The organism is Mycobacterium sp. IS-836 (genome assembly GCF_001954275.1).
Taxonomy (GTDB): Bacteria; Actinomycetota; Actinomycetes; order Mycobacteriales; family Mycobacteriaceae; genus Mycobacterium.
Genome location: NZ_MBEU01000009.1, coordinates 168,915 through 189,150, shown reverse-complemented (window position 1 = coordinate 189,150; position 20,236 = coordinate 168,915). Strand labels below are relative to the sequence as shown.

Sequence of the window (20,236 nt, the reverse complement as noted above, 5' to 3'; positions counted from 1 at the left end):
GTAGACCAATCGGTATACTGCAACCGACGGGCTTACCCGAGGGGCCCTGGAAGGGTGCGAGGATGACCGCGCGCGAGCGTCTGATCGGCAGCGCCATCGAACTGCTGCGCCGTAACGGGGTCGCCGGTACCGGCCTGGCTGCACTGCTCGAACACAGCGGCACGGCGCGCCGGTCGGTCTACCTGAACTTCCCTGGCGGGAAGTCGGAACTCATCACCGAGGCGACCCGGACTGCGGGCCGACTCATCGATTCGACGCTGATAGGCACAGCGCAGGTCGGCGACCGACGCGAATCGTTGGCCGCCTTCGTCGAGTCGTGGAAGGAGACGTTGCGCTCCAGCGACTACACCGCCGGATGCCCGATCGTTGCTGCCGCACTCGGACGCACGGAGTCGCCCTCGGCCGCCGATGCCGCCGGTGAGGTATTTGCCGAGTGGCAGACGATGATTGCCGGACGCCTGAGGGCCGAGGGAGCCGAGAACGACGAGGCGGAATCTTTGGCCACCACCGTGGTGGCTGCCGTCGAGGGCGCAGTCATCCTCTGCCTGGCCGCGCGATCGACCGATCCCTTGGACCGGACCGTGCAGATGCTCGACCGGCTGATCGCGCACCACATCCGGTGATGTCGAGAGGGCACAGATTTAGTGAGGGCCGTTAGAGGCCGGTGAAGGCGGGGCCTCAAACATCGTTGGATCGGCCACGGTGACGCTGGGCGGCACATCGCCTGTCCGGGTCGCGACGACGGGGGTTCGGTACACCGTTCCCTTGTTGCCGCATTCATTGGTGAGGACGGTTTCGATCGCAACGCCTCGCAGTGTGCCGTCGGGCTGTGGCTCCAATGACCAACTCAGTGTCGAGGTGTCGGCAGCTGTGCCGCTTGTTCCGCGGCACTGCACTGGTGGATGGAGATAGGGCGTGTCCTGCCAGTGACCGTCGGCGAAGTGGAGAACGTGCGCACCACCTGTGGCCTCGTTGTGGTTGGTGTCGGCCAGCCGGGATCCTGTGGCCACGCATCCCGTGGCTGTGCACAACGAACGAAACGCCCACCAATTAGTGGTCTGGGCGGTGGTGGGATCGCCGGTTGTTGGGTGGTCGTTGGCCGTTTGCTTTGCCCAGTCGTAGTCCACGCGATAGGCGCCGTCGAGCGCCGGACCCGCAGCGGCTGGGGCAGGGGTGCTGGCCGCCGGGGTCCCGCTGACTGTTGCTGGGTCGGCCATAGCGGCGCCCGGGGGGACATCGCCGGTCCGTGTCAACGCAAAGGGGGTCTGGACCACCGCTCCTTGATCGGCGCATTCGTTGGTGAGAACGGTTTCGGTCGCAATGCCTCGGAGCGTGCCGTCGGCCTGTGGATCCAATGACCACGTAAACGCCTCGGTTTCTGCACCGGCGACGACTTTTCCGTCTGCTCCGAGGCACCGCGGTTGCTGGATTTGGCCCTGAACAGGCGCGGCTTGCCAGCGACCGTCGACGAAGTGGAGAACGTGAGGAGATGCCGGCGTGCGCGCCCCTTGATGGTTGTTGTCGTCTGCCTGGGTCCCGGTGGCTACGCATCCGTTGGGTGTGCACGTTGAACGAAAGCCCCACCAAGTCGATGAAAGAAAGGCCCAACTGGGCTGGGTGTGCGCACCGTTCTGCGTCTGCTTTGAAAGGTCGTAGTCCACGCGATAGGCGCCGTCGAGTACGGGACCCGCAGCGGCGGCGGCTGCCGCTGGGGCAGGGGTGCTGGTCGCGGGCGCGGAGGTCTTCTGGTCGACGGCACCGATGTTGTAGATGAGGACGCCGAGCATGACGGCGAACGCGGCCACCGCTGCCGTGTCGACCACGATCCGGCGTCGCCTGCGCCCCAGAGCTCCCCACCCCGAACTCGCGGGCGCCGAGTACGCTGCCGCGCTGTTTCGTCCCTCGGGCGCCGACCCGCCGGCCTGCAGGAAGAAATCGCGCTGGTCGCCGGGCGGCCTGGCGTCTTGCACCATGCGCGGATAATACGACGGCACATCGGTGGGCGCCTGTTGTACGGCGTTGAGCAGCTCGCCGAGACTGACGGGATAGGCACACGAGATGCGGTCCGACCCCCCATCTGCGACGATCAGTGGAGCCATGAAACTACTGCCGACCCTGACGAGCTTTGCCGCCATCATCGGCATGGCCGTGCCCGCGCACGCCGATAGCACCGACGACGCATTCATCGCCTCGCTCAAAGCCGCCGGCATCACCTATTCCGACCCGGATGCGGCGGTAGGGGCAGGCAAATGGGTGTGCGACAAGGTAAACGGGGGCACGGACGTGTCGTCTGTCGTCAAGACGCTCGCAACCAAGAACGCCGCGCTGAACCCCGACAAAGCCACCAAGTTCGCGGCGATCGCCGCCAACGCGTACTGCCCCGGCGCGATCTCGACCACTGATGCCCCGAGCAGTGTGCCCAGCAGTGCGCCCAGCAGTGCCCCCGTGAGTGCGCCCAGCAGTGCCCCCGTGAGTGCGCCCAGCAGTGCCCCCGTGAGTGCGGCTAGCAGTGCGCCGAGCGATGTTCCTACCAGTGCTCCGAGCAGCGTCCCTCGGAGTACCCTAACGCCCTAGCCGCGCCGTCTATCGGGGCAGCACGGCCTCGATGGCGCTGATGACCTCGGGCGCGTCTGGCTCGGTCCGCGGCCGAAACCGATTGACCACCTCACCGTCGGGCGCGACCAGAAATTTCTCGAAGTTCCACTGAATGTCGCCGGCGTTGCCATCGGAATCGACGGCCTTGGTCAGCTCGGCGTAGAGCGGGTGGCGGTCATCGCCGTTGACGTCTGTCTTCTCCAGCAACGGGAACGTCACCCCGTAGGTGGTCGAGCAAAACTCCTGGATCTCCTCGGCCGTGCCGGGTTCCTGGCCCATGAACTGGTTGCACGGCACCCCGACAACCGTCAAGCCGCGGTCGCGATAATCCTTGGCCAGCTTCTCCAATGCCGTGTACTGCGGAGTGAGTCCGCATTTGGAGGCTACGTTCACGATTAGCGTTGCGCCGCCGGACAATTCGGCTAGCGTGGCCGGCTTGCCGTCGAGAGTGGTCAGGGCGATGTCTTTGAGGGTCACGCCGACGACGCTAACACCGCGCGCGTCGTGCGAGCAGGTGGCGCCTATTCGCACCCAATTCCATTGCCGTCTCGGTCAAGCCCGTAGATGTCCTTTCCAATGACGGTTACGGGACCCTTGACATAGGCCGGGCCGTTACCGCTACCGCCCGCACAGTCGACATCACTAGCGATAGGGACGCAGGCGCCCGAGTAATTCGGGTCGCATGACGGGCTTGGTTTTTTCGGTATGGGCGCTGCGGGGCCCAGCGACCGCTCAAACGATGCATCGACAGGATCGGCGGCGGCTGCGGGGGCGAGCGTGAGCGCCACGGCGAATCCAATTGTCACTGCTGTCAATCTACCCATGGTGGCGGATCGTAACCTCAACAGTGGCCGTCTGTTGGGGTTTCCATCCAAAGGCAAATACTCACGATCGCGGACGGCCAAATTAGGCGCGAAGCCTCTGCTACTGGCCCGCGTTGTGGGCCATATCGATGGCGTACTGACTGACGAAGGTGCCGGCCGGCGGATCGCCCTTGTCGCACGTTCCGTCCGATTCGCCGGGGCGTTTGATCCACAAGTAGGCGTCGGCGTGCGCGCCCGCGGTGGCGGTGGTAGGCGGAGTGCCCAGCCCCCGACCGCTGGGGTTGCACCAGTTGAGCCCGGCGTCGGGCGCTGGGCCGGCGCCGTTGCGCGACGTGTCGATCACGTAGTGCGAACCATTCGTGAGCCCCGAAATCGCTTCCCCGTAACCGATTTCGTCCGCGGTGGTGTAGAAGTTCGCGGTGTTGAGGCTGAAACCCCGCGCCCGGGCGACATCGACCTTGTTGAGCCTGGCGGCCATGTCTTCGGCACTATGCCAGCGCAGGTGACCGCCGTCGACGTACACGGCGGTCGCCGGACTGCGGGTTAGCGTGTCGACGGCGTAGCGAATCAAGTCGTAGCGTTCTTGGCGCTGGTCGGCCGACAGGCAATCGGCCATCGCGAGTGCATCGGGTTCGAGGATGATCGCCGTGCGCGTACCGCCCACGCCGGACGCGATGCCGTCGATCCACCCGCGGTAGTCGTCGGCCGACGCCATGCCGCCGGCGGCGAAGCTGCCACAGTCGCGGTGCGGGATTCCATAGATCGCCAGCACCGGGATGGCGCCGGCAGCCGCCGCGTCGCTGGTGTACTTGCCGACCGTCCCCGCCGAAGGGCCCGGCACAATCCAGTACGCCTGCGGCGTGTTGGCGATGGCGGTCAACTCGGGACTCGGTGGGTCGGCATGCTGCGCGGCGCGCATGGCCGCCGAGCCTGGATTGACGTAGAAGGGCATGCCGGCCAACGGATTGGCGTCATCAGCCAAGCGCACCGCCGGGGCGGGGCCGACGTGCACCGGGCTGGCTAGAAAACCGGCAACGGCCGCAATCGTCAGGAAGGGGGCGATCCACCGCGCGGCTGCAGCAGCAGCTGAGAACGTCACCCCAGGAAAATAGTGCATCTGAGCTTCTGTGCCGCCAGCGGGCTAAGTTACCCGTATGCGCCCTGTCCGCCTGCTCGGTGTAGTCCTGACGATCCTCACGGCGGGGCTGCTGCTGGCCGCTCCTGGTCAGGCCCAACCGCCGTCCAAGCTCACCGAGCACGTCACCGACAACACGGGGGCGTTGACGGACTCCAGTCGTGCAGCGGTCAGCTCGGCGATCGACCGGCTCTACCGCGATAAGCACCTCCAACTGTGGGTGGTCTACGTCGACAACTTCTCCAGGTTCAAACCCGAAAACTGGGCCGACCGAACCCGCAGTGCCAGCGAGATGGGCGACCACGACGCCGTGCTGGCCGTGGCCACCAACACCAAGGCGTACTGGCTAAGCGTGCCGCCGACGATGCAGGGCATCACAACCGACGAGTTAAACAGCTTGCGTAGCAACCAAATTGAACCAAAAGTGAACGCCAAAGACTGGGGCGGCGCTGCTATCGCTGCGGCTGACGGGTTGAACAAATCGGCAAGCTCGTCACACCGGATCTGGCCGCTGATCGCGATGGGCGTGGCCGTGATCGTGCTCGTCGTCGTCATCGTGGTGCTTCTCTTGCTCTACCAACGCCACCGCCGACGGGCCCGCCGCGTCGACTCCCGCGATGTGCCCATTGAAGGGAGCGGTCAGCAGCAAGCGTTGTCCACCGCGGACGCCCGACTGCGCCAAATCTCCGACTACGTCGGCAGGCATCACGACAGCATCGGCGCCGAGGCGAAGGCCCGCTGCGAAGAGGCGAGACGGTATTTGGCGGCGGCGCACGGCAAAGGAGCAAGCGACGAAGCAATTGCCTACGCCAATCGCGCATCGACGCTGGCCGCTCAGGCGCAATCCCTCGCCAACGCCGACGTGCAGGCGGCGCACCGCACGCCGCGGCGGCGAGGCACCACCTCCACGCGCTGATCCCCTTTTGCCTTCCTTTTAACGCGGACCTCCTGACTAGCGCTCATCCGACCGATAAATTGTCTTCGTGAGCAGCGACCGGCGGCCCCCGCGTTCGCCTGGCAGGGCAGGCGCGAGCCGATGAGCCGCCCGGACGAGCTGGCCGCGGCGCTCGACCAGATGGAGCGACTGGTGCGCGCCATCGTGGAGATCGGTTCCGATCTGGACCTGAATGTGACGTTGCAGCGAATCGTCAACGCGGCGATGGAGCTGACCGGCGCCCGATATGGAGCGCTGGGCATACGCGCGTCCGACGGCGGACCCGTCTCCTTCGTCCGTGCGGGGCTCGATGAGGACACTGCGCGACAGCTCGACGGTCTGCAGGTAGGTGAGGGCCTACGTCTCGACGATCTGAGCGCTGATCCGCAGGGCGCCGGGCTGCACACACCTGGCGCGCCGCTGCGGGCATTCCTCGGAATACCAATCACCGTGCGGGGCGCTGACTTCGGGACCCTTTACCTTGCCGACGACCGGCCCGCCCACCTGTTCTCCGACGCGCAGGAGGCAGCCGTCCGGGCAATGGCCACCGCGGCGGCGGCCGCGATCGACAATGCGCGACTTTTCGAGCGAGAGCGCGAGTCGGCGAAATGGACGAAGGCCAGCCGCGAGATCACGACCGCGCTGCTATCCGGCGACCCGCAGACTGGGCCGTTGCAACTCATCGTGAACCTGGCGCTCGAGCTGGCCGCGGCCGAACAGGCCATTTTGCTGGTTCCGAGCGAGCCCGATCTGCCCGCCGAAGACGTCGACACCCTTGTCGTGGCCGCTACTGCGGGCCGGTACTCCGCGGAGGTGATTGGTCGGCAGGTTCCGATGGAAGGCTCCACCACGGGCGGTGTCGCGCGCCGTGGCCTGCCGCTGATCACTGACTCCTTCGAATATCCGATCGAGGGGTTCACCGATGTCGGTGACCGTTCGGCGATCGTCATACCGCTGATCGCGGACGATGCGGTGCTTGGCGTGATCGCGGTTGCACGGGGCCCGCGGCAGCCGCCGTTCGGCACCGATTACCTCGAGTTGGTGAGTGACTTCGCCCGACACGCCGCTATCGCGTTGGCGCTGGCTGCAGGTCGCGAACACGCCCTCAACCAGGAACTCGCCCAAGCGGATAACGTCAATGACGCAGTGCAAGCGGCAGCCGAGGAACTGCGCCGCCTATGGCGGGCGCGCCGAGTCCTGGCTGTGACCTTTCTGGCCCACATCTCTGCTGCGGAAATCGATTCCGGCGCACCGGAATTGGTTTCGGTCGGCGAACCGACGCAGTGGGCCGATCTGCCGTCAGACACACGAGAGATGCTCAGCTCGATGCGGGACGGCGACCTACTCACTCCCCACACGACGAACCCCGGTGCGGCGGCCATCGCGCTGCAGCATCCCGAGGGCGTGCTCGTTGTCTGGATCGAGCTGACGGAGGAACGGCCGTTCACCCTCGAGGATCAGACCTTGCTAACGGTGCTCGCTGGCCGCCTGAGCCAGGGCCTGCAGCGGGTGCACCAAGTTGACCAGCAGCGCGAAACCGCGCTTGCCCTGCAACACGCAATCCTGGGCCCCGCTGATCTGCCGCGCGGGTTCGCGGTGCGCTATCAGGCCGCCACCCGACCTCTGCAAGTCGGCGGCGACTGGTATGACATCTTCGACCTCGAGGATGGCCGCATCGCGTTGATCGTCGGTGACTGTGTCGGCCACGGCCTCGGCGCGGCGACCGTCATGGGACAGGTGCGCAGCGCTTGCCGCGCGTTGCTGTTCGAAAACCCCAGCCCCGCGGCCGCCCTTGCGGGGCTAGATCGCTTCGCCGCCCGGCTTCCCGGCGCCAAATCCACGACCGCCGTCTGCGCAGTGCTCAACCCCGACACCGGTGAATTGGTGTACTCGACTGCCGGGCATCCGCCGCCGGTCGTGGTCCACGCCGACGGCACCACGCGGATGCTCGATGACGGCCACACCATCGCATTGGGCGTGCGACCCGACCGGCCCCGCCCCGAGGCCCTGGTGACCCTGCCGGCCCGCGCGACCCTGTTGCTCTACACCGACGGGCTGGTCGAACGTCGCCGTGTTCCCCTCGACGATGGCATCTCCCGCGCCGCCAGCTTCCTCGAGGAGGGCCGCGGTTCGCCTTTGGAGGACTTGGCGAACGAGATCATGTCCGGTCTCGCGCCAAGCGGCGGCTATCAGGACGACGTTGCCCTTTTGCTGTACCGCCAACCCGCCCCGCTGGAATTGGAGTTTCCCGCCGAAGCCAACAACCTCGCCTCATCCCGGAAAGCCTTGCGCACCTGGCTATCCCGAGCCCGGATAGGGCCGGATCAGGCTTTGAACGTGCTCATCGCCGCCGGAGAAGCCGTCGCCAATGCCATCGAGCATGGTCATCGCGACGATCCGGAGGGCACGATCAGCCTGGCCGCGATCGCGCTTGTCGACCAGCTGCTCGTGACGATCGCCGACACCGGCTCGTGGAAGCCGCCACAACCGGCCGCCAACCCCCATCGCGGCCGGGGTATCGCCCTCATGCGAGGGCTGATGCACGATGTCACCATCAACCTCGACACCGACGGAACCACAGTTCACCTATCCACGAGGATTACCTGATGCCCGCCTCGCTTACCCTCGACACCGCGCGCAACGACGACGGGAAACTCGTGCTGAGCGCGGCCGGTGAAATCGACCTGAGCAACATCGACGCATTCGACCAAGCCCTCGGCATCGCCATCACCGCGGCCGCGAACGACGGCGGAACTCTCACCGTCGACCTCACCGCCGTCGAATACTTGGACAGCGCCGCAGTCAACGCCTTATTCGCCCGGGCCGACCACATCCGCCTGATCGCTCATCCGGTCCTCATGCCCGTCCTGACGATCAGCGGTCTCGCCGAACTGGTCCCGATCGAATCCCCGCCGCCGGCAGCAGAGCGCTGACGCAGCGCGCGCCGTCGAAACGGAATTCATGTGCCGGACGCCGCAGCGGCTCGACGGTGGAATCCGGGTGCACGATGATCCCGCCGCCAGAGGGAATTCCCAGCCCGGTGCTCGCTCCCTGAAGCGAATGAATCGCCCGCGAAAGCCGCGCCCACTCGGCCCGCTCATCGTGCGTGTCGATAATCATCGGGACGAGTCCGAACACATCGAACAGCTCGATTGATTCGAGCGTCTCGACAATCCCGCAGCGCCCGAGTTGGACGGCGCCGGCCGAAATACCCACCAGGACAGCGCCATTGGCGTACCGGTTCAGGATCACGTCCTTTATGCCGGTTCTCTCGAACGTGTTCCAGCCAAGGCGCACATCACCGCCCGCGAGAACGATCAACTGCGCACCCGCCAGGAACGCGCGGTCGTCGGGGCCGAACGACGAATCGATCATCCGCCGCTCGGTGAGTCCGATCGCATCCATTGCCGCCTCGAAGATCTCGTAGAACTCCGGTCGATCCCCGTTGGAGGCACCGATGTAGGCCGCGGGGAGCGGTGTGTGCGGCGCGAATCCGGCGAGGGCCGCCTCGAGGATCAAACGATCCTGCCGCTTCCAGAACAGCAGCTGACTGTCCGCCAGCAGATACAGGGGTTGGATCACGCGGGTGGCGTGGGCGTCATGGAGGCGATGTAGTAGGTCTCGTGCCCAGTCGGGTATCCGCCGCCGTTGGTGGCGATGTGCACGTGGTCGTAGTGGTTCGCGGTTTCCGATCCGTAGTCGGCCGTCCAGCTTCCCGCGCCGACGCCGGGATAAATCTTCTGCCGCCAGATCACGTGGTTGATGCCCCATCGCTTGGCATTCGCCAGGGCATACCCCGCGATCTGGTTGCCGAGCTCGATGCCTTCCGGCGTGTGCGGGTTCGGGATCATCACGTCGATCGCCAACCCGTTGGGATGCCACGGCAACGGATCCTGCCGGTAGCCGTAGATGGTCTTGATCTCCGGAAACAGCACGCTGATGACGCGGGCCGCCCAGATGGTCTTGACCTGCAGCCTGTCCTCCGAAGCGACACCGGGCGACAGTGGGAACTGGAATTGCTGGGCGGTGGTGGGCGCGGTTGCCGCCAATGCGGCCAACTGTTCCGCCTCGGCCTGACTGGCGATGTGTGGGGCGCCGGGGGGCGCGGCCACCGGATCTTTCGGGGTCGCTGACGGGGTCGCCGTCGGAGTTGCCGCCGGGGGCTGGACGTAGGACCGAGGCTTGGTGTCTTGGGCGTAGATCATCGCCGCGGCGACGACGAGCGAGGCCACGATTGCCAACCATCGGCCCCGGCCGTTGGCCAACACGTTCGTGCTCACCAGCAGCACTTTAGTGCCGGGTGCGGCGCGTGTGGCGATCTTTTGACGTTGACTCGGCTACTTTCGGCCGGGAAAAACGATCGCCTGAGTCACGCTGCCGCCGTTGACGGTCGGCCCGAGCAACGTGCTGAACGTGTTGGCCGCCGGGTCGTAGGCCAGCAGCGAAGTGCCGGGACCGCAGCCGGCCGTGGCCACGAGTACCAGCTTGTCGCCACTTACGCCATTGACGATCACACTGTTGGACACGCCGGGCACCTTCACCCGCGTGGCGTGCCCGTCGGACGTCAGTCGGGACAGAAAAACGGTGCCGCATCCGCCAATTGACTGCGTGAACGTGCCGCTGGGCAACTGCCACGCGTCGGTATCGCCGAGGTCGCCGCTGAATCCGGGATCATTGCCGCCTCCCGAGTTGACCGCTGTCAGCGCGGTCGGCGCCGTGCCGTCGACGGGCACCTGCCAGAGCTGAATCGTGTGTGAAAAACGGTTGTCGTCGCTGCAACGCGCGAGAACCACCGTCGAGGTCCACCACCGAACCGGCGAGCACGTGGTGAGGTTGCCGGGTACCGGCAACTGTTTCCCGGGCGTCCCGTCGCTGCCCATCAGGGCAAGGCCTTTCGACGAGCCGAGGACGAGCTGCGCGCCGTCGGGCGTAGGGAGGGCGCCTCCCCGGTAGTCCTGCCCCAACGGATACGTCAGCTCGCGGTTGCCGGCGAGGTCGACGCGCTCGAGCGACGGCCGAGCGGGGAAGTGGCCCTTGCCAATCAGCATCGCCGTGCCGTCCGGGCGCGCGTAGCCGATGGGTCCCCCGTCGACGACGGGGAACGTGGTCTGCTTGCCGTCGCGAAGGTCAACGGCAATCGCCGTGTGGTCCTGCAACGACCCGGGTTTGAACGCGGAGACGAGGACATGGCTCCCGTCAGCCGACCAGTCGACCAATCGGGCCGTGGAGCCGGCCGGGAACGTGGTGATCGGGTAGCGCCCACCGGCCGGGTCGACCAAATACAGCGTCGTCGTGACCGTGGCCGGGTCGGGCTCGTCGGGGGCACCTTTCTCGCCGGGGCGATGGCTGATGGCCGGGCTCCACAACGCGAGCATCCAGCCGGGGCCGACCTGCGACCACGGGATGGTTCCGATCGCGGCCTCGACACCATGGGCCGCCGGCTGTGCCTCCGCCGCCGGTCTGTGTGCCGCAATCGAACCGGACCACAGCGAGCACCCAGCGGCCAGTGCCGTCGCCACCGCGACGACGCCGACTCGGGCGCGCCACCTCGTGACACGTCGTGATCGCACTCGAACATCCTTGTGGCTCACGATGATTGGTTTCCTTTCCAGATCAGGACAGCATTGATGCGAGTTCGATGCGCGGCACCGCGACTTTGTGTGGACCCGCGTGGTCCATCACCACTTGGTTTTGGCCGAAGAAGAAAATCACTGTCTCGTCGGTTATCGCGAAGTTGCGGTATGTCGTCTCGTCGAGGTCGGCGGACGGCGCGTCTAATTCGGCCCGGACGATCGGGTTGAGCACATCCATCGGCTTTGTCCCGGGCTTGAACAACGTGTCGAACGTGATGGGGACGTGCTTGACCAAGTCGAAGTTGAACGCCCGAAACGTCGTATCCGGGTGGCCCTCGTTGGCGGCGCCGGTGTCGTTGTCGATTTCGAGCACCAGGCTTTGGGTGCGCGCGTCCGGTTTTCCTGAACGGTAGGCCTTAGCCCTGACGAAATACTGATACGGCCGGTGACGCCCATCGCGCGGTCCGAACCGGGCGACCCAATCGATGAACTCGTCGCGATCCCGCTTCAGGAATGCGGCCACCGCCGGCATCTCCGGGTAGTCGAGGGGAAAGGTCATCTCGATCTTGTACGTCGATGTGGTGCTCCGCACGCGGCAGATGTTGTCGGGGCCGACGTCGCCGTTGAGCTCGGCGCACGCGGACTGCCCCTGCGCGGCAAGCGATGTGGCTACCGTCGTCGACGCGGCCTGACGCGTGACGCTCGATGTGCCGCAACCCGGCGCTCCGGCGATCGACGCCGTCGCCGCGATGGCGATGGCAATGCGACGCAACATGGTTTTCATGGCTGTGTCCATCACCGGGCCGGCAGCTCGAGGATGCGGAAGTGCAGGCCGTCGTTGAGATACACGTTGCCCTTGCTATCGACCGCCACGCTGCAGGGGTCCTTGAGGTCGGTGAACGGCAACGTGGTTGGGCCGCTCGCGCCCGCGTCCAGCTTCAGCACGCGGTCTGTCCCGAGGTCGACGACATAGACGTTGCCGCGTCTGTCGACCGCCACACGGGTAGGCAGTTTGAGGTCGCCGAACGGCAGCACGGTTGGGTCCCCGGCGCCGGGCAACAGCTTGAGCACCCGCTTGCCGTCGGAGTCGACGACGTAGACGTTGCCATCGATGTCGACCGTCACGCCCTCGGGGTGAATGCCGTTGAATGGCAAGGTGGTCGGGCTCGCGGACCCCGGTGCCAGCCTTAGCACCCGATTGTTGGTCGAGTCGCTGACATATACGTTGCCCGCGGTGTCCACCGCTACGCCGGCGATCACGTCGAGGTCGGTGAAGGGCAGCACGGCGGGGGTCATGGTCCCGGGGGTCAATTTCAGCACCCGCTTGTGGAAATCATCGGTGACGTAGAGGTTGCCGGCCGCGTCCACCGCCGCATCGAGGGTCCGGCCTAGGCCTATGTACGGCAACGGCTCTGGGTTACGCGTGCCCGCAGCCATCTTCCATACGTGGCCGAAGTACAGGTCGAGCGCGTACACGTTGTCCGCGCCGTCCACCGCCACGCCGGCGAGGTGGTTGATCGACCTGCCGAACGGCAACTCGATTTGCGGGGCATAGGTCACGGGGTGCGGCGGCTGGATAGCGCTCGGCGCGATATGCATCGCGGGCGCGCCCGCGATGGTCGTGGCGCACCCCGCGGTTGACAGTGCCGCCGTGGCGATCCCGACCGCCAGGGCGAAGGCGATTCGTTTCCTCATGCGTATCAGGCTGCGGCGGAGGCCTTGCGCGATTCTTGCGTCGGCCTTGTGCCGGGTCCGCGGTGCCATCAGTAGGGGGCCCTAACGCCGTCCCGCTGCATGGTCATGTCGCCGCAGCTGATCCCGCCTGCCGTGCTCCATACGGGGTCTTGAACCGAAGTTGCGGTAACGGTGTCCGAGCGGCCAATCGTCGCCATCGCGCCGTTCAGGTCAATTTCGGTGCGGCGCACCGTCAAGAGTGGGTCGTGCTGGTCGTCGTGCTGTTGTAGCAGCCCGACGAGGCGACGCCCTTCGCCGAGGTCGCTGCATCCGATGCCGTCGCCGTTGCCCCGGCGGTGTCCGAGATCGAATCGGAAGGGCTCGCCCCGTTGATCGACAACCGGGGAGATGGCGCAGCCGGACACCGCATACAGGATCGCCTCGCGGCCGGTGTCGACGATGATCTGGTGGTTGCCATCCTGTTGGGCGTCGATCAGTAGCGCGGAGCGCTGCAGGGGGCTGGGGCTATGAATCTGCGCCCCGCCGTAGCCCCGGGCGGTGACGATGCCGACGACCGTGTCGCTGATCCACAGCGTGGCGGGCTCGCCGTAGGCAGCGCTGACGTCCTTGCTCGTCGCACCGGGTGGGGGCCTACCCGGCCCGCACTGCGCGTCCGCGATGGCGGGCGGCGCGGTGGCGATGCCGAACGATGCCGCCGCGGTAACGAGGAGCGTCACGGTGTTGATTAAGGTGCGGCTCGTAAGCTGTTGGTGGCGTACAGTTTTGGGCATGTTCTGCGCCTCACTTCTGGCCCGGATAGGGCACTGCACTTACGACCCCACCGCCGTTGACTGACGGCCCCAGCAGCACGGTCGAGGTGCCGGTCGCGGGGTTGTAGTCGATGAGTGCCTGACCGCTCCCGCACCCGGCCCTGGCTTTGAGGTCGAGGTCGCCGCCATTGACACCGACCACGACGACGCTGTCGTCCTTCACCTCGGGCACCGAGACCTTCGATGTGGTGCCGTCGCCGTTGAGCTTGGCGAGGAAAACGACGCCGCACGCGCCCGCCGCCTGTACGAACGTTCCTGTCGGAAGCCGCCATGCGTTCAAGTCGCCGTAGTCGGGGCCCTGGTGCCCGTCGTTCGGCGCCGTCAGGGCCGTCGGCGCTCCGCCGTCGATCGGCACCAGCCATAGCTGTGACGTGGTGGAGGTACCGCAGCGGGCAAGCGCGATCGTCGAGCCCGCGTCCCACCACCGCAGCGGTGTGCAGTCCCGCTGCCCGGCGATCGTGACTGTTTGGCCGGCGACCCCGTCGTTGCCCATGACGGCCAGGCCGGAGTGCGTGCCCAGCACCAGCCGTGTGCCGTCCGCGGTGGCCAGGTACGAGGTGAAATCCTCGCCCAGCGGGTACGTCAGCTGGTGGTTACCCGCGAGGTCGACGCGTTCGAGCGACCCTGGTCCCGAGCCCTTCCGTCTGGACACCAGCACCGCCTTGCCGTCGGGCCGCGTGTAGCGAGGGGAGCCGCCGTTCTCCGTGGTGAAGGTGGTCTTCGCGCCGGTGCGCAGGTCGACCTCCGTGACGACCGTTCGGCCCTTTTCTGTTGCAGAGAACAGGGCGCGGGTCCCGTCGCCCGACCAGTCGTCCAACGTCGGCCCACCAACCTTGCCCGGCGGCGGGAAGGTTGTGATGGGGTATCGGCCACCGGCCGGATCAACCAAATACAGCGTCGTGCTGGCGGTCTCCCAGGTTGGTGACCCGGGGGGAGGTTTCTCGCCGGTGTGCAAGCCGGGAACCGGGCTCCACACCGCGAGCATCCAACCCGGGCCCACCTGCGACCAGGGGACGGCCGAGAGCGGGGCCTCGACGCCGTGGGCCGCCATCGTCGGGGCGGGTTCGGCGTGCGCGGCCGGCGCGACGGCGATTGTCGCCGCAGCGGTCGCTATCGCCATCAGCGCGGACATCGCGCGGGACGTGATGGTCATATCGGACTCCTCAGAAACGTGTCCGGGGTCTTGTTGCCCGGTCACGTAGAGGCTGCGGCGGACGCCTTGCGTGTTTCTTGCGCGAACCTTTTGCTGAGGGGAGATACTGCGTCGTACGACGACCAAGGAGATGGCGGTGGATTCGCGCGTCGGCACGACGTTCGGCAAGTACAACATCACGCGCCTGCTCGGCAAGGGCGGCGGTGGAGTGGTGTACGAGGCCTACGACACCGGCAAAGGGCGGACGGTCGCGCTGAAAGTGCTCGCCGACGAGTTTTCGACCAACGAAACGTTTCGGACACGGTTCCAGCGCGAGTCCCAGGCGGCGGCAATGCTGCAAGAGCCGCACGTCATACCAATTCACGACTGGGGTGAGATCGACGGCAGTCTTTACATCGACATGCGGATGGTGCAGGGGCAGACGCTTCTCGATCTGATCGCGCAGGGGCCGCTGGCGCCCGCACGGGCGGTCGGCATCATCAGTCAGGTCGCCGCTGCCCTGGATGCGGCACACGCCGAGGGATTGATCCATCGAGACGTCAAGCCACAGAACATCATCGTCACCCCCGCGGATTTCGTGTATCTCGTCGACTTCGGAATCGCTCAGACCAAAGGCGATCCGCGACTCACGACGGTGGGAACTCAGATCGGCACGCTGAATTACATGGCGCCCGAACGGTTTAACGAGAAGGCGACCACTCCAAGTGTCGACGTGTACTCGCTGGCGTGCGTGTTGTACGAGTCGCTGACCGGAGAAGCCCCGTTCGCCGGTGAGAGTCTTGAGCATCTGGTGGCGGCCCACCTCGCCGTGCCGCCCCCGCGACCGAGCGTGACGACTGGGCAGGTTCCCGCCGCGCTTGACGAAGTCGTTGCGCGCGGCATGGCCAAGCGTCCCGACGACCGGTATGCGACGGCGGGCAGCCTCGCCCGTGCTGCGCAGCGTGCCGTGGGGATCTCGTCAGCCGACGCGGACAGCACTCGACCTTTCACGGCGGGTGCGCCTCCCCAGCGCGATTCGAGCAAGCGCGGCCGCCGGTGGGTGCGGCCGACCGCGATCGCTGTCGGCGCGGTGCTGGTTCTCGCGGCCGTTGGGGTGGTCATCGGGCTCATCGTCTATGAGCCGAGCGGGCAGCGGGAGAGCCCGACCGCGCGTACTGCGTTGCCGCCGCTGCTGACCGGACCCGACCTGAGCAGCTTGCATCAGTCCTGCGACCAGGGCTTCTCCTTGCCCACCGGCACGGGATTCGGCACTCATGCCGGGCGGGGAACCCCCGAAACGTCATGCCTTTTCACCAACAGCGTGCTGACCTCGTATTGGGCCGAGTACGGCAACGCCAGCCCGCTACCGCGGGCCGTCTCGGCGCCGGGGGCCGTTGACTGCAAGACCGTGCCCGGTGCGCTTTGCGACGGTTCGAATTTCCTCATGCACTGCCAGCAGCACCCGGGAGACAGCTGGATCACCTGCATCGGGGGGAAAAGCGCGCGCGTGTACTTGTGGTGAGAGCTGAAGGGATTGCTACCGCGATGGCCCAGGGCGATCTCTGGTTCGGGGTGTTGGGGCCGTTGCGGCTGAGCGCCAACGGTATTGACGTGCCGTTGGGCGCCGCGAAGCAGCGGGCGGTATTGGCCACGCTGTTGATCAATCGAAATCGCACCGTTCCGGTTGACTCGTTGATCGACGCGGCATGGCAGGAACGCCCCCCGCCCGAGGCCCGGGGCAGCCTGCACGCGCACGTATCCCGGCTGCGTCGAATGGTGAGCAGTGGCGGCGTGGATCCGGCCGCCGTCCTGGCCAGTGCCCCGCCGGGATATCGGCTCAGCGTGTCCGACGAGGCGTGCGACGTCGGCCGCTTTTCCATCGCACGGAAAGCGGGATTCGAGGCCGCGGCCGCGGGCAGATTCGAACAGGCCAGCGGCCACCTATCGGATGCGCTTGCGGAGTGGCGCGGCCCGGTGCTCGAAGATCTGCGCGACTTTCGATTCGTCGACGCCTTCGCCGCGGCGCTGGCGGAGGACAAGCTGGTGACGCTTACCGTGCGGGCCGAAGCTGAAATAGCTTGTGGAAGAACTAATTCCATAATCGGAGAACTCGAAGCACTGGTGGCCGAGCATCCCTACCGAGAACCGCTGTGGGCACAGCTGATAACCGGCTACTACCTGACGGAGCGCCAATACGATGCACTCGATGCTTACGACCGGGTGAAGACTGCGCTCGCCGACGATTTGGGCATCGACCCTGGGCCCACGTTGCAGGGGCTTCATCAGCGGGTCCTTCGCCAAGAGCCGCTGGACGTCAAACACGCGGCCCGCGCCACCGCTAAGCGCGCCGCCAGCACCCTCCAGTGGCGTACCGACCCGGCCCGCGAATCCTCCGTCGCACATCTGCACGACGCTGATGGGCGCCGTTATCCGTTGCGGGGAGCGGCCACTCGGATCGGCCGACTGTCCGATAACGACATCGTCGTTGACGATGACACGGTTAGTCGCTACCACGCGGTGATCGTCGACACCGGAAACAGCTTTGTCATCACCGATTTGCAGTCCGCCAACGGGGTCGACGTCGCGGGTCAGCGGATTCGCACCAGTGCGACGCTGGCCGATGGTGACCGCATTCGCATCTGCGGCCACGAATTCACGTTTGAAACGGACCGAGGCTAGCGCGTGGCCTTGGGGCGGCCGTCGCCGAACCTGACGCTGACACGCTGAAAGCCTTTGACGCGTTCGGCTTTGGCCCGTTTGGCGTAGGTCTTGCGATCCGCCGGGGTGAGGACGGCGTCGTCGGTGAACGGTGTGAGCAACGCGCGCGGGTAAAGCTTTTCCACCAGAACGACATTGATCTCCGCGCACAGCACCAGCGTCGAGGACACGAGGAAGAGGAAGGCGAGCAGACCGAGCACCAGCGCGAAGACGCTGTTGGTGGCGCTCGCCGATTTCACCGTGTGCCCTACATAGCCGGCCCCGAACCACTGCAGGATCTGCCAGATGAATGCCGCCACAATCGCTCCCGGCAAGACCTGCCGGTAGGTGAGCGCTCGCGCGGTGGTCACCCGAAAAGCCACCAGGCAGATCATCGCGTTGATCGCCACGGCGGCCAGGGCGACGCCGATCCTTCCGAAGACGCCCAGCGAGCCGGTGGCCTGGCCGATCGCCGATAGGGCGGTGGCCGTGATGGCCGCCGAGCCGAGCACCAACAGCAGTAGCAAGCTGCGCACTCGTGATCGGATCGGATCGGGACGCTGGTTCCTCGGGACGGCCCAGACGGAGTCCATCGCGTTCTGCACCGCTTGGCCGACCCCCAGGCCGCCGTAGAGCGCGCCGCCGATGCCGACGACCACCGCAACGCTCCCACCGCTGAGCCCGTGTGGCTCGTGCAGCTGGCTCCCGATGACCGGGAACTGGCTCAACGTGCTCTGCAGAACCTGGTGTTGCAGAGCGGGGTGACCGGCGAGCACCAACCCGAGACCGGTGGTCAGGAGGAGAAGCAGCGGGAACAACGAGACGAAGCCGTAGTAGGTGATCAGCGCGGCCAGGTAACCGCCTTGGTCATCGAGATACTTGTAGATGACCGCAATGACGACACCGACGGCACGGTTCCGTCGTTGCAGCCTGTCCAGCCAGCCGACCATCCCCGCTCACTTCGTCCCCAGAAGCCGACACCCAATTGATGGGTTGGCCAGGTAATACCCGCGTTCGCCCACCGTCAATCGCGGCGGTCGAGCGTGACGCTGCAGTCACGCTGGGCCCCGAACGTGACCGCACCGTCACGTTCGGGACATCGAAGCCCCGCCAAAATCGCCAATCCGGAACGCGAGCGCGTCCGCAGGCGCAAGATAGGCCAATGAGCGATTTACGGCGGCGTTGCGCAATTGGCGCGTTCGCTCTTGTGTTGGCGGGCCTGCCGCTGCCCGCACTCGTCTCCCCGGCGGTGAGCCGGGCCGATGAACCCTGCGCACCGGGCTGGGCCTGGAGCGTTGACTTGAGCCAATGCGTGTTCGTGCTCCCTGCCGCCAATGGACCCGGCGGACCTGGGGGGCCGGGGGGACCTGGCGGCCCGGGCGGGCCTGGTGGTCCTGGCGGGCCAGGGGGACCCGGTGGGCCAGGTGGCCCGGGCCGCTAGGCGAACTTGATCGCAGTTACCCGCGCACCTGGCGCCGGGGCACAATGAGCGCATGACGGCACCGCAACGCCGGGGACTCAACAGCGCGGTCACGCGGCTATGGAGTTTCCTGGCCCCGGCCTACGACCTGCCGATTCTGCAGCAGTGGGTGTACCGCCCGCCGCACGACGAGGTCATCGCCCAGTTACGCGAGCACGGAGCCCGCCGGATCGCTGACATCGCCTGCGGCACAGGCATTCTCAGCGACCGGATCCAGCGCGAACTGCAACCCGATGAGATCTATGGGATCGACATGTCCGACGGCATGCTCGAGAAAGCCCGCGCTAGGTCCGACCGGGTGAAATGGCTGCGCGGTCCGGCCGAACAGCTGCCCTTCGGCGAAGGGGCCCTGGACGCCGTGGTGACGACGTCGGCGTTTCACTTCTTCGACCAGCCGGCGGCGCTGCGGGAATTCCACCGCGTGCTGGCCCCCGGCGGCCTGGTGGCCGTCAGCGCCCTAAGCACTCGGCAACCGCGGCTGCAGGCTTCGGCGGCCAACAGGTGGAAACCTCAGCACAACGCGTCGCCAACCGAGATGCGGTCGTTGTTCGAGAACGCGGGGTTCACCGTCACCGATCAGCACCGCATCCCGAGACCGCTGTGGACGCAGATCGTGTCCGATCTGATCACCGTCGGCACCAAGAGCCCCTAGCACTGCGGGGGATCGGCATCCCAGTCGGTCAATGTCCAGCCGTCGGAGGGATTTCCGGTGATCACCACGCGCCCGACGTTCGGCAGCGGCTTGGCGGTCAGCTGCGGCGGGACATTGCGGACATTCATCAGCATCCAGAACATGATCGCCGCGCTGTGCGAGAAGGCGACGGGGTTCTGCTCGCCGCTGTCGTAAATCTGTTGGACGGCAGCGTCGAACCGCGCGTCGAACTCGTTGCCGTCCACCGAGCCCGGGATCCGCGCGCTCCGGTCACCCTGCAGCCATCGCCGGGGTGCTGCGAAGTACGTCTGCGGGATGTCGGCCTCGGGGGTGCCCTCGTACTGGCCCGCCTCAATCTCCCGCAGCCCGGGCAGCACGGTGACGGCTTCACCCAGCGCCTGCGCCGTCGGTGTGGCCGTCTCCTGCGTGCGGATCAGGGGCGAGGCGTAGATGCCGTCGTAGTGATTGGGGGCCAATTGGGTGGCCGCGAGCGTCGCCTGACACCACCCCTTGGGGGTTATGTCCGGGCCGGGGATTGAAGTGTCGATCAAGCCGGACGCGTTGGCCGCCGACTGGGCATGTCGCACTAGCGTCAACGTAATGGTGCGGGGGCCCGTCGCATGCGCCGAGCCGCAGCCCGCGCCCAGCACCGAGACGGCGACGACGGCGACGAAACGCCGCAGGGTTAGCACGATTTCACCGGATTCACG

General features: G+C 66.5%; 20 protein-coding genes and 1 pseudogene. 8 read left to right on the top strand and 13 right to left on the bottom strand.

The window, feature by feature from the left end; translation table 11 throughout:
- Nucleotides 1–62: 62 nt before the first annotated feature.
- Nucleotides 63–623: a TetR/AcrR family transcriptional regulator gene (locus tag A5747_RS04255; RefSeq protein WP_076122396.1), complete on the top strand. Its 561-nt coding sequence runs from the start codon at nt 63–65 to the stop codon at nt 621–623.
- 18 nt (nt 624–641) lie between these two features.
- Here the strand turns inward: A5747_RS04255 and A5747_RS04250 are convergent, their stop codons facing one another.
- Nucleotides 642–2,099, bottom strand: coding sequence for a hypothetical protein (locus A5747_RS04250; RefSeq protein WP_076122395.1), 1,458 nt, complete (start codon nt 2,097–2,099; stop codon nt 642–644).
- Here A5747_RS04250 and A5747_RS25370 point away from each other — a divergent pair.
- Nucleotides 2,098–2,409 (top strand): annotated as a pseudogene (locus tag A5747_RS25370) (DUF732 domain-containing protein); the annotation flags it as partial. The gene A5747_RS04250 and the pseudogene A5747_RS25370 sit on opposite strands and share 2 nt — an antisense overlap.
- A gap of 174 nt (nt 2,410–2,583) precedes the next feature.
- Here the strand turns inward: A5747_RS25370 and A5747_RS04240 are convergent.
- From A5747_RS04240 to A5747_RS04230, 3 genes are all read right to left on the bottom strand, one after another.
- Nucleotides 2,584–3,072, bottom strand: coding sequence for a glutathione peroxidase (locus tag A5747_RS04240; RefSeq protein WP_076122393.1), 489 nt, complete (start codon nt 3,070–3,072; stop codon nt 2,584–2,586).
- Nucleotides 3,073–3,116: 44 nt separating this feature from the next.
- On the bottom strand, nt 3,117–3,419 hold the full coding sequence (locus tag A5747_RS25365; RefSeq protein ID WP_233147947.1) for an excalibur domain-containing protein: 303 nt from the start codon (nt 3,417–3,419) through the stop codon (nt 3,117–3,119).
- A 100-nt stretch (nt 3,420–3,519) separates the two neighbouring features.
- Complete coding sequence (locus A5747_RS04230) at nt 3,520–4,518, bottom strand: glycoside hydrolase family 6 protein (RefSeq protein WP_076122392.1); 999 nt, start codon at nt 4,516–4,518, stop codon at nt 3,520–3,522.
- A 55-nt stretch (nt 4,519–4,573) separates the two neighbouring features.
- On the opposite strand from A5747_RS04230, the gene A5747_RS04225 reads away from it, so the two are divergent.
- From A5747_RS04225 to A5747_RS04215, 3 genes are all read left to right on the top strand, one after another.
- Nucleotides 4,574–5,470: a YgcG family protein gene (locus tag A5747_RS04225; RefSeq protein WP_076122391.1), complete on the top strand. Its 897-nt coding sequence runs from the start codon at nt 4,574–4,576 to the stop codon at nt 5,468–5,470.
- Between the two features lie 120 nt (nt 5,471–5,590).
- Nucleotides 5,591–8,095: a SpoIIE family protein phosphatase gene (locus A5747_RS04220; protein ID WP_076122390.1), complete on the top strand. Its 2,505-nt coding sequence runs from the start codon at nt 5,591–5,593 to the stop codon at nt 8,093–8,095.
- Nucleotides 8,095–8,421 carry an STAS domain-containing protein gene (locus A5747_RS04215; RefSeq protein ID WP_076122389.1) on the top strand — a complete coding sequence of 109 codons (327 nt, stop codon included), beginning with the start codon at nt 8,095–8,097 and terminating at the stop codon, nt 8,419–8,421. Before A5747_RS04220 ends, A5747_RS04215 begins: the two co-directional genes overlap by 1 nt.
- Here A5747_RS04215 and A5747_RS04210 read toward each other — a convergent pair.
- The 7 genes from A5747_RS04210 to A5747_RS04180 form a co-directional block, all read right to left on the bottom strand.
- On the bottom strand, nt 8,363–9,070 hold the full coding sequence (locus A5747_RS04210) for a Type 1 glutamine amidotransferase-like domain-containing protein (protein WP_076122388.1): 708 nt from the start codon (nt 9,068–9,070) through the stop codon (nt 8,363–8,365). The two genes, A5747_RS04215 and A5747_RS04210, sit on opposite strands and share 59 nt — an antisense overlap.
- The gene (locus A5747_RS25360) at nt 9,067–9,777 is read right to left on the bottom strand and encodes a glycoside hydrolase (RefSeq protein WP_369804989.1); all 711 of its coding nucleotides are present in this window, start codon (nt 9,775–9,777) and stop codon (nt 9,067–9,069) included. Before A5747_RS25360 ends, A5747_RS04210 begins: the two co-directional genes overlap by 4 nt.
- Before the next feature lie 48 nt (nt 9,778–9,825).
- Nucleotides 9,826–11,058, bottom strand: coding sequence for a hypothetical protein (locus A5747_RS04200; protein ID WP_233147945.1), 1,233 nt, complete (start codon nt 11,056–11,058; stop codon nt 9,826–9,828).
- A gap of 43 nt (nt 11,059–11,101) precedes the next feature.
- Nucleotides 11,102–11,845 carry an esterase gene (locus tag A5747_RS04195; protein WP_158070249.1) on the bottom strand — a complete coding sequence of 248 codons (744 nt, stop codon included), beginning with the start codon at nt 11,843–11,845 and terminating at the stop codon, nt 11,102–11,104.
- Between the two features lie 11 nt (nt 11,846–11,856).
- Nucleotides 11,857–12,756 (bottom strand): NHL repeat-containing protein, encoded by a 900-nt coding sequence (locus A5747_RS04190; protein WP_076122386.1) that lies wholly within the window; start codon nt 12,754–12,756, stop codon nt 11,857–11,859.
- Between the two features lie 68 nt (nt 12,757–12,824).
- Entirely contained in the window at nt 12,825–13,472 is a 648-nt protein-coding gene (locus tag A5747_RS04185) for a hypothetical protein (RefSeq protein ID WP_083700090.1), read from the bottom strand.
- Nucleotides 13,473–13,536: 64 nt separating this feature from the next.
- Entirely contained in the window at nt 13,537–14,718 is a 1,182-nt protein-coding gene (locus A5747_RS04180; protein WP_076122384.1) for a hypothetical protein, read from the bottom strand.
- 136 nt (nt 14,719–14,854) lie between these two features.
- Between A5747_RS04180 and A5747_RS04175 the strand changes: the two genes are divergently transcribed.
- Nucleotides 14,855–16,219 carry a serine/threonine-protein kinase gene (locus A5747_RS04175; protein WP_369804988.1) on the top strand — a complete coding sequence of 455 codons (1,365 nt, stop codon included), beginning with the start codon at nt 14,855–14,857 and terminating at the stop codon, nt 16,217–16,219.
- 23 nt (nt 16,220–16,242) lie between these two features.
- Nucleotides 16,243–17,376: a BTAD domain-containing putative transcriptional regulator gene (locus A5747_RS04170; RefSeq protein ID WP_076122382.1), complete on the top strand. Its 1,134-nt coding sequence runs from the start codon at nt 16,243–16,245 to the stop codon at nt 17,374–17,376.
- Here A5747_RS04170 and A5747_RS04165 read toward each other — a convergent pair.
- Nucleotides 17,373–18,344, bottom strand: a complete 972-nt coding sequence (locus tag A5747_RS04165) for a YihY/virulence factor BrkB family protein (RefSeq protein WP_076122381.1) — start codon at nt 18,342–18,344, stop codon at nt 17,373–17,375. The genes A5747_RS04170 and A5747_RS04165 overlap by 4 nt on opposite strands.
- A gap of 543 nt (nt 18,345–18,887) precedes the next feature.
- Here A5747_RS04165 and A5747_RS04160 point away from each other — a divergent pair.
- Nucleotides 18,888–19,526 carry a class I SAM-dependent methyltransferase gene (locus A5747_RS04160; RefSeq protein ID WP_076122380.1) on the top strand — a complete coding sequence of 213 codons (639 nt, stop codon included), beginning with the start codon at nt 18,888–18,890 and terminating at the stop codon, nt 19,524–19,526.
- Here A5747_RS04160 and A5747_RS04155 read toward each other — a convergent pair.
- A complete protein-coding gene (locus tag A5747_RS04155; RefSeq protein ID WP_369804987.1) occupies nt 19,523–20,218 on the bottom strand; it encodes a histidine phosphatase family protein in 696 nt (231 codons plus the stop codon). The two genes, A5747_RS04160 and A5747_RS04155, sit on opposite strands and share 4 nt — an antisense overlap.
- Nucleotides 20,219–20,236: the final 18 nt, after the last annotated feature.

Coding starts and splice junctions, on each gene's coding strand:
- A5747_RS04250 (WP_076122395.1), bottom strand. CDS start 2,099: ATGGCTCCACTGATCGTCGCAGATGGGGGGTCGGACCGCATCTCGTGT.
- A5747_RS04255 (WP_076122396.1), top strand. CDS start 63: ATGACCGCGCGCGAGCGTCTGATCGGCAGCGCCATCGAACTGCTGCGC.
- A5747_RS25365 (WP_233147947.1), bottom strand. CDS start 3,419: ATGGGTAGATTGACAGCAGTGACAATTGGATTCGCCGTGGCGCTCACG.
- A5747_RS04225 (WP_076122391.1), top strand. CDS start 4,574: ATGCGCCCTGTCCGCCTGCTCGGTGTAGTCCTGACGATCCTCACGGCG.
- A5747_RS04160 (WP_076122380.1), top strand. CDS start 18,888: ATGACGGCACCGCAACGCCGGGGACTCAACAGCGCGGTCACGCGGCTA.
- A5747_RS04180 (WP_076122384.1), bottom strand. CDS start 14,718: ATGACCATCACGTCCCGCGCGATGTCCGCGCTGATGGCGATAGCGACC.
- A5747_RS04220 (WP_076122390.1), top strand. CDS start 5,591: ATGAGCCGCCCGGACGAGCTGGCCGCGGCGCTCGACCAGATGGAGCGA.
- A5747_RS04195 (WP_158070249.1), bottom strand. CDS start 11,845: ATGAAAACCATGTTGCGTCGCATTGCCATCGCCATCGCGGCGACGGCG.
- A5747_RS04215 (WP_076122389.1), top strand. CDS start 8,095: ATGCCCGCCTCGCTTACCCTCGACACCGCGCGCAACGACGACGGGAAA.
- A5747_RS04165 (WP_076122381.1), bottom strand. CDS start 18,344: ATGGTCGGCTGGCTGGACAGGCTGCAACGACGGAACCGTGCCGTCGGT.
- A5747_RS04170 (WP_076122382.1), top strand. CDS start 16,243: ATGGCCCAGGGCGATCTCTGGTTCGGGGTGTTGGGGCCGTTGCGGCTG.
- A5747_RS04190 (WP_076122386.1), bottom strand. CDS start 12,756: ATGAGGAAACGAATCGCCTTCGCCCTGGCGGTCGGGATCGCCACGGCG.